This is a genomic window from Olivibacter sp. SA151 (assembly GCF_054130995.1).
This window is the reverse complement of sequence record NZ_CP096391.1, coordinates 3,252,639-3,267,976: the sequence shown is the minus strand read 5'-3', so window position 1 is coordinate 3,267,976 and position 15,338 is coordinate 3,252,639. Positions and strand designations below refer to the sequence as shown.

The window sequence follows — 15,338 nt, the reverse complement described above, 5'->3', positions numbered from 1 at the left end:
TTTGTCATTAAGCTGGGGCTCGAACAGAGGGGTTGGGTGGGTTCGAAGGAAGCACCTATTCTAATAAACCCTTTTCCCCGCTACCCAGGTTTGCTGCACTTTGGTATTTCTTATTTCGTTTAAGGGAATCTGCATGATGTCTTTCTCTAACTGGATAAAATCTGCTTGCTTTCCCTTCTCTATACTTCCTTTTTTCTCATCCTGAAAACAAGCATATGCTGCCCATCGCGTTAAGCCTTTCAATGCTTCTTCTCTTGTCAGGGCATTTTCGATTTGGAATCCACCGACGGGTTTACCGTTTTTATCGGTCCGTGCTACTGCGGCATGGAATTGATAGAGCGGATTGATGTCTTCTACGGGGAAATCACTTCCCAAAGCTAAACTACCTGCGGCTTGTAATAACTGTTTATACGCGTAAGCATATTGTATTCTATCGTTTCCTAATCGGTCTTTTGCCCAATGCATATCCGAGGTAGCGTGGCTTGGTTGCACGGAAGGGATAAGATTAGCAGTTGTAAACAGTCGATAATCATTGGGTTGAACAATTTGAGCGTGTTCAATGCGCCAACGCTTTTTATTATTCTCGCTTAAATATTTATTGAAAGTGTGAAGAATAAAGCGATTGGTTGAATCTCCTATAGCGTGCACGTTAACTTGGAAATTACTTTGTGCCAATTCACGGATTATAGTATCCAACGTAGTAGGTTTTAGAAGTAAAAAACCTTGCTCTGTTGAAGCATCGCTATACGGTTGCAATAAGCAAGCCCCTCTAGACCCCAACGCGCCATCTGCTACAATTTTAAAGGAACGAACCGTCAACTGCCCTCGATCATACACGCCTGCTTTTACTAGCTCTTTAAAGGTGCCTGTATCGAGCATTGCCATTGCGTACTCCCCTATCTTTAATTTGTTTTGTTTATAAAGTTTTTTTAGTAAATCGATTTCTTCAATTGACAAGCCAGCGTCGGCCAGGCTTGTTAATCCAACGGAGAAACAGGCCCTCTCCGCTTCCAATAAGAAATCCGTTAATCGCAATTCAGAAGGTGGTGGTATTTTCTGTTGCACTAAATCCATTGCGTTGTCAATAAGAATACCTGTTGGGGTATTTCCCGCTTTTACAATTAAACCGCCTGTAGGTTGCCCATGAAGCGGAATATGCGCTAATTGGAGAGCTGCGTCATTGGCTAAGGCCGCATGACCGTCAATTCTGCTTAAATAAACCGGGATCTTCGGGAAAGCGGCATTCAACTCCTTATTATTAGGGAAACTTTTGTCGCTCCATAGATTTTGGTCCCAACCATGTCCTAAAATCCAAGCGTCATTTGGAAATTTTGCCTGAAAGTTCTTTACCCTTTCAATTACTTCTTTCATGGAACTTGCACCAACCAGGTTGACCTGATGTAGTCCGCGAGCCAAAGCAAAGAAATGGCAATGAGCATCGTAAAGTCCAGGATAAACAGGCTGATTTTTCGCGTCGACCATATGCTCGCTCTCGTATTTGTCCAAAATAGATCCATTTGAACCGATATCCAGAAATTTTCCATTTTTTACTGCAAAAGCCTGCTGGAGCGAAAAGGTGCTATCTACTGTATAAACAGTAGCATGGTGAAGAATGAGGTCAACTCGTTCTTTTTCCTTGCAACCTATAAAAAGAGATAAGCAAGATAAGCTTAATAGCAAAGAGATAAGCGTTTTCATAATCTGAAAAAAGTGTATATAAATATAAGACTTCCGGCGATTATCGCGCGGAAGTCTTGTACAGCCTCCATAAAAGGAGCTTATGGTAGTTTTAAAGAATAAATAAACTAATGAAGGAGCTCTTTTACCGCTCTTTCCAACTGTGGATCCTCGCCTTTTAGAAAAGCCTCGTAAGGTAAGGGAACCCGAATGTCCGGTTCAACCTGAAGATTTTCGGTAGGGCGATTTTCCTTTCCGATCGTAGCAATCATAGGTATCCCAAATATCAATGTTGGATCAATTTGAGTTTCCCACCAGACGGCTGTTCCTGTACCTGGAACGGGCATGCCGATCAATTTACCTAAACCATTTTGTTTATAGATATAAGGAAAGATAAAAGCATCGCTATAATTTCCCTCGCTCATTACAACAGCACTCGGTTTGTTCCAGCGACTTCTCGGTTCGCCACCTTTTAAGGTATTCCCCTGTGGGGCAAATTTCAGATATTCTTTGCCGCTTAAAAACGTATTGAGGTCGTCATGTAGCCATCCTCCACCATTAAAACGCGTATCAACTATAAGTGCATCCTTATCTAAGTTTTCTCCCATGACGCGGTCATAAACCTCCCTAAAGCTTGCGTCATTCATACCTTCAACATGTACATAACCAATCTTTCCGTTACTTATTTTGTTAACATACGCTTTTCGTCCGTTAACCCAGCGTTTATACATAAGTGGAATTTCATCAGCTGTGCTTATTGGTTTAATCGTTTCGTTGAATACACCACCTGCTCCATTCTTACCGCGAATGCTTACATATTGGCCAACTTTACGATTTAAGAACTTTGCCCAGTCGACGTTATCATCAATGGTGTTGCCATCTATTTCCAGTATAATCGTTCCTTTTTCAATTTTCGACTTGGCGTTGGCTACCGGACCACCCGGGATTACGTCTGCCACTTTCAACCCTTTACCGGTATAGGTTTCATCATAGAGTAAACCTAAAGATGCCGTAATATCCGGATTGGTATATCGAGGAGAAAAGCGCCCTCCCGTGTGGGATGCGTTAAGTTCTCCTAATAATTCGCTTAAAAGTTCCTGGAAATCAAAATTGTTATTTATATGCGGTAAAAATCTAGCATAGGTTTGATAATAGCCATCCCAATCAATTCCATGCAAATTAGGGTCATAAAACTTCTTTTTCACTTGCAGCCAAGCATGATTGAAGATGTACTCACGTTCGGCAGCGGCATTCAGTTCAAGCTCTCCTTTACTGTTGAGTGGTGTAATCTTGCCGCTTGCGGCATCAACTTTTACCAGTGCGCCACGATTTACTACGAATAAGGTTTTTTCATCCTTGCTCATTTCAATGCCGCTGGGGGAACCTGATAATTTAGCCAAAATTTTTGTTTGATTTGTCCTCGGTTCCGTTAACCACAAATCGTAGCCCTTTTCAAAAGATGCCAGATAGAATAATTTACTTCCATCTTTGGTTAATGCGTAATCACTGATGGATGAGCTGTTGATGGTTAACCTAACTTCTCGATCACGTAAATTATCAAAATTTATCTTTAGCGTTTTTTCCTCCTCTTTTTCACCCTTTTCATTTTTTTTCTTTTTGGACGTATTTTGGTCATTGTTTTTTGTCGCCTCGTCTTTTTTTGCCTTTTCTTCCTTTTCTTTCAACAGGTCGAATTCATCTTTAGTTAACTTAAATCGATCGTAATCTTCTTGATTAAAGAAAACACCAAAAACGTCTAGTTCGCGACTGCCCTGTAGGGCTAAGGATTTTCTTCCATAGCGACTGCTTAGCCAAGTGAGCATTTTTCCTTCCATCTGCCAACGCGCCCCCTCTTCACCAAAACCAGTAAGAAGCGGATGTCTTATTTCAGCAGTTCCATCCGCTTTTATCAAGGCTACATTAGAATTAAAAAAGTATCCTCTTTGATCATCGACCAATAACCACTTGCTGTCTGGACTCCATTCGAAGCCCCAATCGCCATCGGCATAAGAATGGTTGTGTCCCTTCGGGAGCAACTCGACCGTTTTTTTAGTATTGATATTATATACCTTCAATACGTTTCTTTCTTCGATATAAGCCACAGACTTACTGTCAGGTGAGAACTTAGGAGCAAAATTGTCTGTTTTTCCGGTAATAAGAGGCTCTTCTTTCAAAACGGTTGCATTAAAGAAATAGGATTCTTCTTGATTGAGAATGGAGCTTTGATAAATACCCCAACCATTTCTGCCTCGTTCAGCGGCGTAGATTAACGTTTTTCCATCCGGCGACCATTTTACCATTCGTTCTTGATCGGCCGTATTAGTAATTCGTTTTGTAAAGTCGCCTTCAACACTTGTAACAAATAGCTCTCCTCTACTCACATAAGCGATTTGTTTACCGTCAGGACTTAACTCAAACTGACTAATTTGCCCGTTTAATGGCACATTGCTCGCTAAAGCATTTCCATTATCAACTGCGATGACTACGGTTAGCTTTTTTGGTTCACCCCCTTCCTTTAGTGTATAGATAGAGCCGTCCTGTGTAAAGGCTAGCGTATTTTCATTTGAAATACTCAAATGGCGAACCGGGTTTTTTGTGAAATGCGTTAGTTGTTGATCCGCAATACGTAATCGAATTCCCTTCTTATAGAGATTTAGGGTTCCATCCTTCTCATTTAGATAATAAACAAATTGTCCGTCATGGCTGAAAACCGGTTCGCGGTGTTCGATTTCCTCATTGGTTAAGGCCTCGTATGTATTGGTTTTTAAATTATAAAGCCATATATCGCGCGTTACGGAAGAAGTGTGATGTTTTCTCCAAGGGTCTTCGTAACCCTTTCTGTCTTGGAAAACCAATAAGCTGCCATCTTGATTAAAGTGTGCATTTTCGATGCCGGCAGCACTCACAAGTAGCGGTCGGCCCCCATTGATAGTCACCCGGTATAGATTTTGAAACAGTCGCAAGCTTGGAAAACGCGTACTTTCGGCGGGTGCTTGCCTGGCACTTCCGAATATCACCTCCTTATTATCGATACTAAAGTCGTATGGGTAATCATTTGCGCTATTATAGGTAAGTCGTGTTGACTTTCCGCCGCTTGCCGGCATTACATAGACGTCGAAATTACCATTTCGGTCATTTGCGAAAGCTATAAACTGACCATCACGACTCCATACGGGCATCATACTGTGCGAGCTTCCGACAGTAAGGGCGGTGGCTGCTCCCCCACTGGCGCTTACACGGTATAAATTACCTTGATATCCAAAAACAATAGTTTTGCCGTCCGGTGATATGGCTGGGTACCGGAGCCATAAGGCCTCTGATTGGGCCTGGCTTTGATATGAATAGCTCAGGAAAAAAAATACGGCTAATAGAAATTTTAGATTGATTAAACGTTTCTTCATGTGATTTTTTATTGATTAATAATATCACAAACTTAGAGAAAATTGTCAAAACATCGAACGGTAAAAACGCAACTTTGTAACGTTTTTGATGTAAAATTAAAGCATACCCATAAACAATTTAGTTTTGTACGAGAGGCTTATAATTTGATTGGTAGCATATTTGTCAAACAAGACCCGTAATCGAGTCTTCATTTCAGGTGTTCTTTTATGGCCTTCATTAGGCATATAGGAGTAAGAAAGTGTTCTGCCCAATAACTGTTCGAATGTCAGGTAGGTATCGTATATAAATAGATGCTCTTCCATGCTATTAGACAGAAAGAAATTTTTAAGGTTGTTTCCTCGTGTTTCTCTATTCTTCACCTCTTTATAATCTATTGAAAACTCCAAAATGAATTCCTCATATTCTTTTTCAAAAGCCGTTTCTGCGCTACGGATATTCCATATAATTGCTGCTTTTCCCTGATTTTTTAATATTCGCTCAAATTCTCTTTTTGCTTTCATTGCGTCGAACCAATGAAATGATTGCGCACAGATTATGAGGTCAACACTATGGTCTGCCAGACCGGTTTCTTCGGCGGTTGCGTCCTTTATTACACAATTTTTAACTCTTTGTAAAGTTTGGATCGCTTTTTCGCGCATTTCATCATTAGGTTCAATCGCAATGATGCTACAAGGCCATTTTACTAGTTCTTCTGTTAAGATGCCGGTTCCTGCCCCCAACTCAGCAATAACACTTTGTTCATTTAGGGAATTATGTTTATATATGAAATCCAGAAGACCTTGCGGATAACCTGGACGATATTTATCATAGTTATCGGCTCGAAAGTTAAAACGGTCAATATTCCGATGCGCTTGAGTCATATGATTTTGATCTAGGTTCCTAATATACTGAAAATAAAACAAAAATGGCTTCCCCACCACAGGGGGAAGCCATTTTTGTTTTATTCGGTGTCTTCTATTAATATACTTTAATCATATAGATATATTCCTGTACCTTTTTGATCTGTTCCGTGCGGCTCAAATTGGCGAGGGTGTTCTTTTTATTTAATGTCAACTTTTTCTCCAGACTATCTTCGGGAATTGACGCCAGCGCTTCCAAAACATAGTTCGATTTGATGGCAAAAGCGGCTCCATCAGTCTCCGTTTGTTTACTGTTAATAACGCCGATTATATTGCCCCGATTATCCAATACAGGTCCCCCGCTGTTACCTGGGTTAACGGGAATGGAAACCTGATAAGCAATGGTATCGCCACTATATCCCGTATTACTGCTTAAATAACCCCTTCCGTATACTGCTTCTTCTCTCGGAAAACCAATCGTATAAACGTCCTCTCCTATATCAGCTGCGTTTTGTTTAAAAGTATAGGGTAAATTCCCTACTTCTTTAAAGTCTTTGTCTATAATTTCCAGCACTGCAATATCGTATGTGGGATCCGTATATATGACCTTTGCTTTGTATGAGTTGCCTGTATAATTCTGCAAGTAAACAGAATCAGCATCTTTAATTACGTGATACGTTGTCATAACGTAGCCATTGGAAGAAAGAGCAAAACCGGTGGCTCCATAATGACTGGGAGTACCAGCGTCGTTCTTGCCTTTGTTAATATCCTTAATCAGTGCATTTTGGGCTTTAACATTTTGTCGAATGCTATTCATATCGCGTCGCAAAGCAATATATTGGGATGTGTTGTCTTTTGAATAAAAGCCAGTAAGCCATAAGGTAGTGAAAACAGCAAGAAGTGCAACCGACGCGGCCACAAGGGAATTGATCTTATATTTATCCCATAAGCGTACAATGAGTGGCTTTTTTGGAACCACTTCTTCTATATTAATTGTTTCATGAATGGCCTCGAGCTTATGTCGTAAATCGGTCCTAGCTCCGTAACTCTTCATGTTTCCAATAAATATTTCGTGCTCGTCAAATTTTCTACGAGCTTCAGGATCATTCACAAGATGGTCTTCGAATACCTTTTTTTCCAGGGCATTCATTTCACCTCTTAAGTAGGCTTCCGACTGGTCTAGAAAATCTCGTTCACTTTTCATTGTTGTAAAATGTTAACCAAAATAAAGTTTCTTTAAACGTTGCAGACATTTATATTTTTGATTCTTTGCATTATCCGTATTCGTGTAACCAAACTTTTCACAGATATCTTGCATTGTTAAATTTCGTATATAAAAATCTTCTATTATTGTTTTGCAGGGCTCGCCCAGCTTTTTCAAGGCATCTTCCATCATGGAAAATTGCCGGTCTCGTTCTTTATGTGTGTCGATGTCGTCTTCTACAAGAATCTTTTCTTCAAAATCGTCGATGCGGGTATAAATCCCTTTTTTTGTTAGCTTTTTAAGCCAAAGATTTCTGCAGACAGAATACAAAAACGTTTTGAGTTTGCTATTAAGTGCAAAGTCGCCGCCACAGAGTTTATCATATAAAATAATAATGCTTTCTTGGAATATGTCCTTTGCGTCGTCAATATCACCACCGTTATTGATAATCAATCGAGCAATCATTGGGAAATTAGCCTTATATAAACTATCCAAAATGTTGGTGTCCCCTTCTAAAATCCCTGCAAGTATTTCGTTATCGTCAGATGGTGTATGTTTTCTTTCTTTACTCACTAGTTAATACGTTAAAATGCAAATAGTAACCCACCCATTCGTGTTTTTTTTAGCACGTTTTGAAATAAAAAACGGTGCTTAAATAAGGTCTGTCTTTTTTATAACTGTTCCCCCGACGATTTTATTATCGCCTGTTTGTTTCAGTTGCAAAGAGGCAAAAGTACAGAAACTAGGGAAATAAAAGTAAACAGTAAATGAAGTTTGATCAGTCAGCAAATTCTATTTGTATTTTTCTAAAATATCTCCATCTTTGCAGCCGCAAAAAAGAACGAAAAATTTTTTTTAAAAATGTTGGGTTACCTTTCAACATATGCGGTATAAAGAGGTAAATAAACAATTTTTATTTAATCAGAAAAGAAAATTAACAATGAAAAATTTATTCAAATTCGGTTTTTTAGGTTTAGCTTTAACTTTAACTGTTGCTGCTTGTAACTCAAACTCTGGCGAAGGATCTGCTACTGAAGAAACAACTGATACTACTACTGTTGTTACTCCTAGCGAGCCAGATACAACTGTTATCACTACAGATACTACTGTAACTGCTGATACTACAGTTAAAGAAGCTCAGTAATTAAAACTGAAATAGTAAAAAGCGTTTCCGTTCATGAGCGGAAACGCTTTTTTTTTTGCAAAATGGTACGGGTCCCCTCCGTGGCATTGTTTCTAAAATTGATCTCATTCTCTGATGGGAGAAAATGGACAAATGCAATATTTTTTTAACTTTGCGCTTTTAACCCGACATATTTCATTGACATGAGTTTATCTCCACTTACAGCAGTTTCACCGATAGATGGTCGTTATCACAGTGCAACAAAAGATTTAGCTTCTTTTTTTTCGGAGGCCGCTTTAATAAAATATCGTGTATTTGTAGAAATTGAATATTTTATCGCACTTGCTGAAACCGGTATATCCCAATTAAGTGCTTTACCGAATAAAGCGGCTCTGCGGGCCATATATGAGGAATTTTCTGAGAACGACGCACAACGTATTAAGGATCTGGAGAAGACAACTAATCATGATGTGAAAGCCGTTGAGTATTTCATCAAAGAAAAGTTTGAGGCAATCGGATTGACAGATTCGAAAGAATTTATTCATTTTGGATTGACGTCACAGGACATTAACAACACAGCCATTCCCTATTCCTGGAAGGAAGCCTTAAACAAAGTATATTATCCGGGTATTCACGTACTTATCAGCGAACTTGACGCTATGGCCAAGCAATGGAAAGCCATACCTATGCTGGCAAAGACACATGGGCAGCCCGCTTCACCGACTCGTTTAGGTAAAGAGCTAGCCGTATTTGTTGAACGATTAGAGGGACAGCTAAATCAACTTAAGGCGATTCCCTTCTCAGCTAAATTTGGGGGGGCTACCGGAAATTTCAATGCACATCATATCGCTTATCCAGACATTGACTGGGTTGCCTTTGGTAATCACCTGGTAAACGATATTTTAGGTCTCCATAGGTCGCAAAAAACAACCCAAATTGAACATTATGATAACTTTGCGGCACATTGTGACGCTTTAAAGCGGGTAAACAATATTTTAATTGATTTGTGTAGAGATATCTGGACTTACATTTCCATGGATTACTTTAAACAGCAGATTATTGCCGGACAGATCGGATCTTCCGCTATGCCACATAAAGTCAATCCTATAGATTTCGAAAATGCAGAAGGTAACTTAGGTCTAGCCAACGCCTTGTTTGAGCATTTAGCTGCTAAGCTGCCTATTTCCAGGTTGCAGCGCGATTTAACAGATTCGACTGTGTTGAGAAACATAGGTGTTCCTTTTGGCCATACACTCATTGCCTTCAAGTCCATTATGCGAGGACTCAAAAAACTCATATTGAACGAAGACGCACTTCGGGCCGATCTGGAAAAAAATTGGTCTGTTGTAGCGGAGGCTATACAAACAATATTGAGAAGAGAAGGATACCCCAAGCCCTATGAAGCATTGAAGGATTTAACGCGGACAAACGAAGCAATTAATCAGGAATCAATAGCCGCTTTTATCAATAATCTGAATATCGCTGATCCGCTTAAAGAGGAGCTCAAGGCCATTACACCCTGGAACTATACCGGGGTTTAGGGAGAGGTATCGCATCGCTATATTAACTATGACGTGCAGTTGACTTCTTGTCCGTTATATTTTTGTTAGCTTTGTGTAATTAATATAAATAAAAATGGCCACGATCAACGTATATACAGAAAGTACCCCCAATCCGGCAACTATGAAGTTTCTGGTAAATAAGTTGTTGTATAATGGGAGTTTAGATTTTCCTGATAAGGAGAAAGCCCAAAGTTCTCCCTTCGCACGGGAGCTCTTTAAATTTAATTTTGTTAATGGTGTTTTCTTTGCCAGTAATTTTGTCACTATTACAAAATCCGAAGATAGTGAATGGGAAGACATCCTGCCCATATTGAAAGATTTCGTAAAGGGCGCGGTAGAATCTGAATTGCTAATACATGAGGTAGAGCGTGATGAGAATGTGGCTTTCGAAGGCAGTGAAACTGAAAAGAAAATTCAGCAAGTATTACACGATTATGTCCGTCCTGCTGTTGAACAAGATGGTGGTGCTATTGCTTATAAATCTTTTGATGAAGGCGTGGTAACAGTTGAATTACGCGGTTCATGTAGTGGGTGCCCGTCTTCAACAATTACGCTAAAAGCAGGTATAGAAGGGTTGTTAAAGCGAATGGTTCCTGAGGTTCAAGAGGTTGTGGCGGAAGCTATGTAATATAATAATAAATAGAAATTCAAGAGAAGAGCCCGGTTTCTACCGGGCTCTTCTTATTTAAAGTGCATTTTTACTGCGGATAGTACGAGGTTAGTAATATCAAAATTGCCTGCAATAACAGATCTTTTATCCAGCATCTCTTGACTTCCCTCAAAATCATAGGCGATACCACCCGCTTCTTTAACCAACAATACGCCGGCAGCCATATCGTAGTCATTCAGATTATATTCAAAGAAGCAATCGAATCTTCCTGCGGCAGCGTAAGCCAAGTCCAGGGCGGCTGAACCGATTCTCCTAATGCCACGGCATTGTTGCATTAAATGTTTAAGTAGATTGATGTATTGATTTTGATACTCAAATTTATAAAAAGGAAAACCGGTAGCGAGCAATGAGTCGGATAAAGTCGTCGATGCAGAGACTTTTATCCGGCGATCGTTCAAAAATGCGCCTCCTTGTTCAAAGGCATAATAACATTCTTTGCTGGTCACTTCATAAACAACCCCTATAATAGGTTGACGATTACGAGCAAGCGCAATGCTAACACAATAGGCGGGAATATCATGAATGAAATTGGTAGTTCCGTCAAGTGGGTCTATGATCCAATTATAGACGTCGCCCTTCTTCACGATCGTTTTTTCTTCAGTGATAAAGCCTGCTTCCGGTAATAAGTCTTTGAGCCGTTCTACAATAATAAATTCAGCGCCTTTATCTACATATGAAACCAAGTCGTGAAGGCCCTTTTGCTCTATTTTACTTTTATCAAAGCTTAACCGTTCCTGCCTGATAAAGTTAGCCGCTTCGATCGCTATGGATCGTACTTGTTGCGTGAGTTGAGATAAATTAAGCATATTTTTGCGTAATGGAATAAGCAGTTTTTTGTGCTCTTGACCGGGTGTAAAAAACGCCGATAAGTCCGACCATGACCATGGCGAGGGAAATCAATTCAGCTTGCGTAAATGATATTCCTAAAAGGTGATATTTTGCATTTACCCTGATTAGTTCTATCGAAAAACGTTCGACACCATTTAACATAAGATAAATAGAAAAGAGCATCCCGGCAGTATGTATTTTTTGCCTTAAAAACCAAAGTAAGGCAAAAAGGATAAGACACATCAAAAATTCGTAAAAAGATGTGGGAAACACGGCAACCGGTAGCTCATGGCAAAATTTACCCTCACAGCCTACAATAGGCACACCTTCGTTAATCACGTTATGAGGAAATTTAAATGCCCAAGCCCAATCGGGAATCCATTGCAGGCTCGATGGTTTAGTAGCTAAATTCTCAATGCCCCAATCGCCATCCCCTGATAACTGACAACCCAAACGACCAACGGCGTAACCTAACATCATGCCGGGAGCACCCACATCAAGCATATGTAATGGATGTATGCCCTGTTTTTTGGTGTAATAAATAACTGCTGCACCACCGAACAGGATACCACCATAAAAAGTAAGTCCGCTAAAAGATAAGAGACTTTCTACCGGATTATGTATAAAATCGTCCCAATACTCTAAGTTATGGAAAAGCTTCGCCCCCAGTAGGCCCCAAATGGCTGCCCAAACTAAAATTTTGCTCATCAGTTCATAGGGATGTATCTGTTGTATTTCTATTTTATCTTCTGCAAGCTCTTGCTTCTTCTTATCTTTATAGAGCCAATAACCAAATAGAATACCCAGCAGCACACCACCTGTTAAGGAACCTTTAGTGGATAGTAAGAAAGCTTGAGGGTTATCAACTAAATCGGCATAGTTGAAAATAGCATGTATTAGCTTATAACCAATGATGAACCCGACCAATGCGTTCATCAGTATCTCAACCGGATGTGCGGGTTCTCCTACCCTTACCTCCTGCTTAACAGGCATAATTAATCCTAGTTGTTCTTTACGTATAAGCTCAACCTTAAAAATGTAGTATGCAGACAGAAAGGCAAAGCCAACAAATAAGCCAAATGTCTGAATTGGCAATGGAATATATATCCCGAAAAGATATGCGATCAGATGAGATAAGGTAGGAAACATAAAGCTAAAGATAATTTTTTTATGCAAAAAACGAAAAAGATTTGCGACCGCCTACCCTTCGTATAAACTATATGTCGATTGCTTTGTTGTTTAACTACATCAAAACGAAGACGGATGAAGATACTAGGTATTATACTTATAATTGTGGGGGCTGTGATGTTGATCTGGACAGGTTTCAGTTATACAAAAAAGGAAAAAGTAGTAGATGCAGGTCCCGTAGAAATCAATGCTGATAAGGAAAAGCAAGTTAACTGGCCACCTTACTTAGGTGCCATTCTAATTGGTGGGGGAATTATTGCGTTAGTTAGTCAAGCGAACAAGGGTACAAAATAAGAAAGGAGCACTCTAGTTAGCCCCTCTCTTGTTAAATGATTTATTAAACCCTGGTTATCTGTCTTTCATCGCAACGAAATTACGTTTTGGATGTCCTGTATATACTTGACGTGGGCGCCCAATTGGTTCTTTGTTTGTACGCATTTCTTTCCATTGCGCTATCCAACCGGGCAAGCGGCCAAGGGCAAATAACACCGTAAACATATCCGTAGGGAAGCCAAGTGCCCGGTAAATAATACCGGAATAAAAATCTACATTCGGATATAACTTACGATCCACAAAATAGGGGTCACTTAGCGCGGTTTCTTCCAGTTTTTTCGCAATATTTAATACGGGATCCTGTACTCCTAAACTGTCCAGAATATCGTCACATGCCTTTTTTATTATTTTAGCGCGCGGGTCAAAGTTCTTATATACACGATGGCCAAATCCCATTAGGCGGAACGGATCGTTTTTATCTTTTGCTTTAGCCAGCCATTTTTCCGAATCACCGCCATCTTCTTTTATTCGCTCCAGCATTTCTATTACGGCCTGATTAGCCCCACCATGAAGCGGCCCCCAAAGCGCGGAAATACCGGCAGAGATGGAAGTGAAAAGGTTGGCATTTGAAGATCCAACGATTCTAACGGTTGATGTTGAACAATTTTGTTCATGATCAGCGTGTAGAATGAGTAGTTTATTCATCGCTGAGGTAACAATTGGATCAATTTCGACTTCTTCCGTCAATTGACCAAAAGTCATGTTCAGGTAATTGCTTACATAGTCTAACTTATTTTTTGGGTATATGACCGGGTGTCCCAAGGACTTTTTATAAATCCATGAAACAATGGTTGGAAACTTAGCAAGTAGTTTAATGATGGTAAGATTGTCTTCCTCCTCGGAGGCGTCCGGGTTTAGCGATTCCGGATAAAATGCTGAAAGAGCTCCTACCAAGGCCGACAGCTGTCCCATCGGATGGGATTTGGTAGGAAAACCTTCGAAAAATTTCTTCATATCTTCATGGATAAGCGTGTGTCGGCTTACTTTATTCTGAAAATCAGTAAACTCAGCTTGGGTTGGCAATTCTCCATATATCAACAGGTACGCCACTTCCAGAAAGGTTGATTTTTCAGCTAATTCCTCTATGGGATAGCCTCTATAACGAAGTATACCTTCTTCGCCATCTAAATATGTGATAGCACTTGTTGTTGCACCGGTGTTTTTAAAACCCGGATCAAGCGTTATAAATCCTGTCTCTGCTCTAATTTTCGAAATATCTATTGCTTTCTCGTTTTCTGTACCTGTAATGATTGGTAACTCTACCTGCTTATCTCCAATATTTAAAGAAACTTTTTCTGACATAATGATTCTATGGTTTGTAACAAAACTAAAAAAAAATGGCTTAAAACATAGGGAAACCTATAAATATTTCAATTTATTTACGATAAATTAATTTGCGATGACACGATTTTATTCCCGATTCTACTTAATTTCCTGTGTGACAGTTCCACAGGTTAACATTTCTTCACCAAAGTAAGGGTTTTTTATCTCAGGACTGGTAGAAAGCCAATCTCCACCCGCTTTATTGTTGTACATCGGGCAATGAATTACATAAATTTTGCCCGCACTTAAAGAAGGACGTTGATACATGTCGATCAGATCTTTGCTTATTGCCGAAAATGCCGAACGCTGTAAGGCTAAATCTGTTGAATTGGCGAGCTCCTGTGCCAAGATGGCTGTATTTTCACAACCGTGAATTCCTTTAAGGCTTTCTGAAAGTCTGTTGGACGCTTCGCCTGCCAATTTAGGGTCTGAGGCAACCAGTGCATCCTTTACCTTTATATAAGCGGCAAAGACTTGCGACAAGGTGTCGTTTTCTATCACGATACCTTGTTCACTCACGCGTGTTGTATCGGCATCCTGCCTCTTATTGTTAGGGCCGCTATGACAACTAATAAACAATATGGCCAATGCCGTATAAAACAACGAACTTATTCCTTTTCTTCGTTTCATATGATCAATTTAAAGTCGAAACTTTCTTATGCTGTTAACATAATAGGCAAGTTTCGGTTTCACTAAAAACAATTTGTACCAATGAAAAAGTCAAATATAAACATTTTGTACCCGACTCGTAGATCAGTTATTTCAAATAATGTTTTGTTTTTTACGAAATTTTCGTAGATTTACGAAATAAACATAGGGTTATGCAGAAACTAAGTGCACAAGAAGAGGAAGCCATGCTGTTGATTTGGAAAAACGGAGGCGGCTTTGTAAAAGAATTATTGGATAGTATGCCCGATCCTAAAATTCCCTATACAACATTGGCATCTACACTGAAGAACCTTGAACGAAAAAGCTTTGTTAGATCGGTAAAATATGCCAATGCCTATCGATATGAACCGACTGTTACGGAAGAGGAATACAAGCGTGGGTTTATGAACGGATTTGTAAGCGAGTATTTTCGAAATTCTTATAAAGAACTTGTATCCTTTTTCGCGAAAGAAGAGAAAATCAGTGCGCGGGAATTGAAAGAGATTATTAAAATGATTGATGAACAAGATAAGGATTAGCT

Annotated in this window: 14 protein-coding genes; 5 read left to right on the top strand and 9 right to left on the bottom strand. The window is 39.7% G+C overall.

All coding sequences use genetic code 11. The annotated features are described in order from the left end of the window. Positions 1 to 60 precede the first annotated feature (60 nt). The 5 genes from M1D52_RS13480 to M1D52_RS13460 all read right to left on the bottom strand — a co-directional run bounded on the left by M1D52_RS13480 (position 61) and on the right by M1D52_RS13460 (position 7,695). Entirely contained in the window at positions 61 to 1,698 is a 1,638-nt protein-coding gene (locus M1D52_RS13480) for an amidohydrolase (protein ID WP_437392794.1), read from the bottom strand. 107 nt (positions 1,699 to 1,805) lie between these two features. After that, a complete protein-coding gene (locus tag M1D52_RS13475; RefSeq protein ID WP_437392793.1) occupies positions 1,806 to 5,078 on the bottom strand; it encodes a S41 family peptidase in 3,273 nt (1,090 codons plus the stop codon). 96 nt (positions 5,079 to 5,174) lie between these two features. Next, positions 5,175 to 5,939: a class I SAM-dependent methyltransferase gene (locus tag M1D52_RS13470; protein ID WP_041387529.1), complete on the bottom strand. Its 765-nt coding sequence runs from the start codon at positions 5,937 to 5,939 to the stop codon at positions 5,175 to 5,177. A 97-nt stretch (positions 5,940 to 6,036) separates the two neighbouring features. After that, a complete protein-coding gene (locus tag M1D52_RS13465) occupies positions 6,037 to 7,122 on the bottom strand; it encodes a trypsin-like peptidase domain-containing protein (protein WP_013666873.1) in 1,086 nt (361 codons plus the stop codon). 12 nt (positions 7,123 to 7,134) lie between these two features. Next, positions 7,135 to 7,695 (bottom strand): RNA polymerase sigma factor, encoded by a 561-nt coding sequence (locus M1D52_RS13460; protein WP_013666874.1) that lies wholly within the window; start codon positions 7,693 to 7,695, stop codon positions 7,135 to 7,137. A gap of 367 nt (positions 7,696 to 8,062) precedes the next feature. Between M1D52_RS13460 and M1D52_RS13455 the strand changes: the two genes are divergently transcribed. From M1D52_RS13455 to M1D52_RS13445, 3 genes are all read left to right on the top strand, one after another. Beyond that, positions 8,063 to 8,266 (top strand): hypothetical protein, encoded by a 204-nt coding sequence (locus tag M1D52_RS13455; protein ID WP_013666875.1) that lies wholly within the window; start codon positions 8,063 to 8,065, stop codon positions 8,264 to 8,266. Between the two features lie 182 nt (positions 8,267 to 8,448). Beyond that, positions 8,449 to 9,786: an adenylosuccinate lyase gene (purB, locus tag M1D52_RS13450; protein WP_437392792.1), complete on the top strand. Its 1,338-nt coding sequence runs from the start codon at positions 8,449 to 8,451 to the stop codon at positions 9,784 to 9,786. Between the two features lie 94 nt (positions 9,787 to 9,880). Continuing rightward, positions 9,881 to 10,435 carry a NifU family protein gene (locus M1D52_RS13445; RefSeq protein WP_013666877.1) on the top strand — a complete coding sequence of 185 codons (555 nt, stop codon included), beginning with the start codon at positions 9,881 to 9,883 and terminating at the stop codon, positions 10,433 to 10,435. Positions 10,436 to 10,488: 53 nt separating this feature from the next. Here M1D52_RS13445 and M1D52_RS13440 read toward each other — a convergent pair whose 3' ends face one another. Both M1D52_RS13440 and M1D52_RS13435 read right to left on the bottom strand, forming a co-directional pair. Next, positions 10,489 to 11,283, bottom strand: a complete 795-nt coding sequence (locus tag M1D52_RS13440; protein WP_013666878.1) for an inositol monophosphatase family protein — start codon at positions 11,281 to 11,283, stop codon at positions 10,489 to 10,491. Continuing rightward, on the bottom strand, positions 11,276 to 12,454 hold the full coding sequence (locus tag M1D52_RS13435) for a prolipoprotein diacylglyceryl transferase (RefSeq protein ID WP_437392791.1): 1,179 nt from the start codon (positions 12,452 to 12,454) through the stop codon (positions 11,276 to 11,278). Before M1D52_RS13435 ends, M1D52_RS13440 begins: the two co-directional genes overlap by 8 nt. 114 nt (positions 12,455 to 12,568) lie before the next feature. Between M1D52_RS13435 and M1D52_RS13430 the strand changes: the two genes are divergently transcribed. Beyond that, positions 12,569 to 12,787, top strand: a complete 219-nt coding sequence (locus M1D52_RS13430) for a hypothetical protein (RefSeq protein WP_437392790.1) — start codon at positions 12,569 to 12,571, stop codon at positions 12,785 to 12,787. Between the two features lie 54 nt (positions 12,788 to 12,841). On the opposite strand, the gene M1D52_RS13425 is transcribed toward M1D52_RS13430, so the two are convergent. Both M1D52_RS13425 and M1D52_RS13420 read right to left on the bottom strand, forming a co-directional pair. Continuing rightward, positions 12,842 to 14,128 (bottom strand): citrate synthase, encoded by a 1,287-nt coding sequence (locus M1D52_RS13425; RefSeq protein ID WP_130856023.1) that lies wholly within the window; start codon positions 14,126 to 14,128, stop codon positions 12,842 to 12,844. Positions 14,129 to 14,248: 120 nt separating this feature from the next. Continuing rightward, the gene (locus tag M1D52_RS13420) at positions 14,249 to 14,779 is read right to left on the bottom strand and encodes a DUF3347 domain-containing protein (protein ID WP_377608964.1); all 531 of its coding nucleotides are present in this window, start codon (positions 14,777 to 14,779) and stop codon (positions 14,249 to 14,251) included. Positions 14,780 to 14,970: 191 nt separating this feature from the next. On the opposite strand from M1D52_RS13420, the gene M1D52_RS13415 reads away from it, so the two are divergent. Then, positions 14,971 to 15,336, top strand: a complete 366-nt coding sequence (locus tag M1D52_RS13415; protein WP_013666883.1) for a BlaI/MecI/CopY family transcriptional regulator — start codon at positions 14,971 to 14,973, stop codon at positions 15,334 to 15,336. The last annotated feature ends 2 nt before the right edge of the window (positions 15,337 to 15,338 follow it).

Bases quoted from the DNA above. Each gene is read 5' to 3' on its own strand.
- M1D52_RS13430 (WP_437392790.1), top strand. From the start codon at position 12,569: ATGAAGATACTAGGTATTATACTTATAATTGTGGGGGCTGTGATGTTG.
- purB (WP_437392792.1), top strand. From the start codon at position 8,449: ATGAGTTTATCTCCACTTACAGCAGTTTCACCGATAGATGGTCGTTAT.
- M1D52_RS13465 (WP_013666873.1), bottom strand. From the start codon at position 7,122: ATGAAAAGTGAACGAGATTTTCTAGACCAGTCGGAAGCCTACTTAAGA.
- M1D52_RS13455 (WP_013666875.1), top strand. From the start codon at position 8,063: ATGAAAAATTTATTCAAATTCGGTTTTTTAGGTTTAGCTTTAACTTTA.
- M1D52_RS13420 (WP_377608964.1), bottom strand. From the start codon at position 14,779: ATGAAACGAAGAAAAGGAATAAGTTCGTTGTTTTATACGGCATTGGCC.
- M1D52_RS13425 (WP_130856023.1), bottom strand. From the start codon at position 14,128: ATGTCAGAAAAAGTTTCTTTAAATATTGGAGATAAGCAGGTAGAGTTA.
- M1D52_RS13445 (WP_013666877.1), top strand. From the start codon at position 9,881: ATGGCCACGATCAACGTATATACAGAAAGTACCCCCAATCCGGCAACT.
- M1D52_RS13475 (WP_437392793.1), bottom strand. From the start codon at position 5,078: ATGAAGAAACGTTTAATCAATCTAAAATTTCTATTAGCCGTATTTTTT.
- M1D52_RS13440 (WP_013666878.1), bottom strand. From the start codon at position 11,283: ATGCTTAATTTATCTCAACTCACGCAACAAGTACGATCCATAGCGATC.
- M1D52_RS13415 (WP_013666883.1), top strand. From the start codon at position 14,971: ATGCAGAAACTAAGTGCACAAGAAGAGGAAGCCATGCTGTTGATTTGG.
- M1D52_RS13435 (WP_437392791.1), bottom strand. From the start codon at position 12,454: ATGTTTCCTACCTTATCTCATCTGATCGCATATCTTTTCGGGATATAT.
- M1D52_RS13470 (WP_041387529.1), bottom strand. From the start codon at position 5,939: ATGACTCAAGCGCATCGGAATATTGACCGTTTTAACTTTCGAGCCGAT.
- M1D52_RS13480 (WP_437392794.1), bottom strand. From the start codon at position 1,698: ATGAAAACGCTTATCTCTTTGCTATTAAGCTTATCTTGCTTATCTCTT.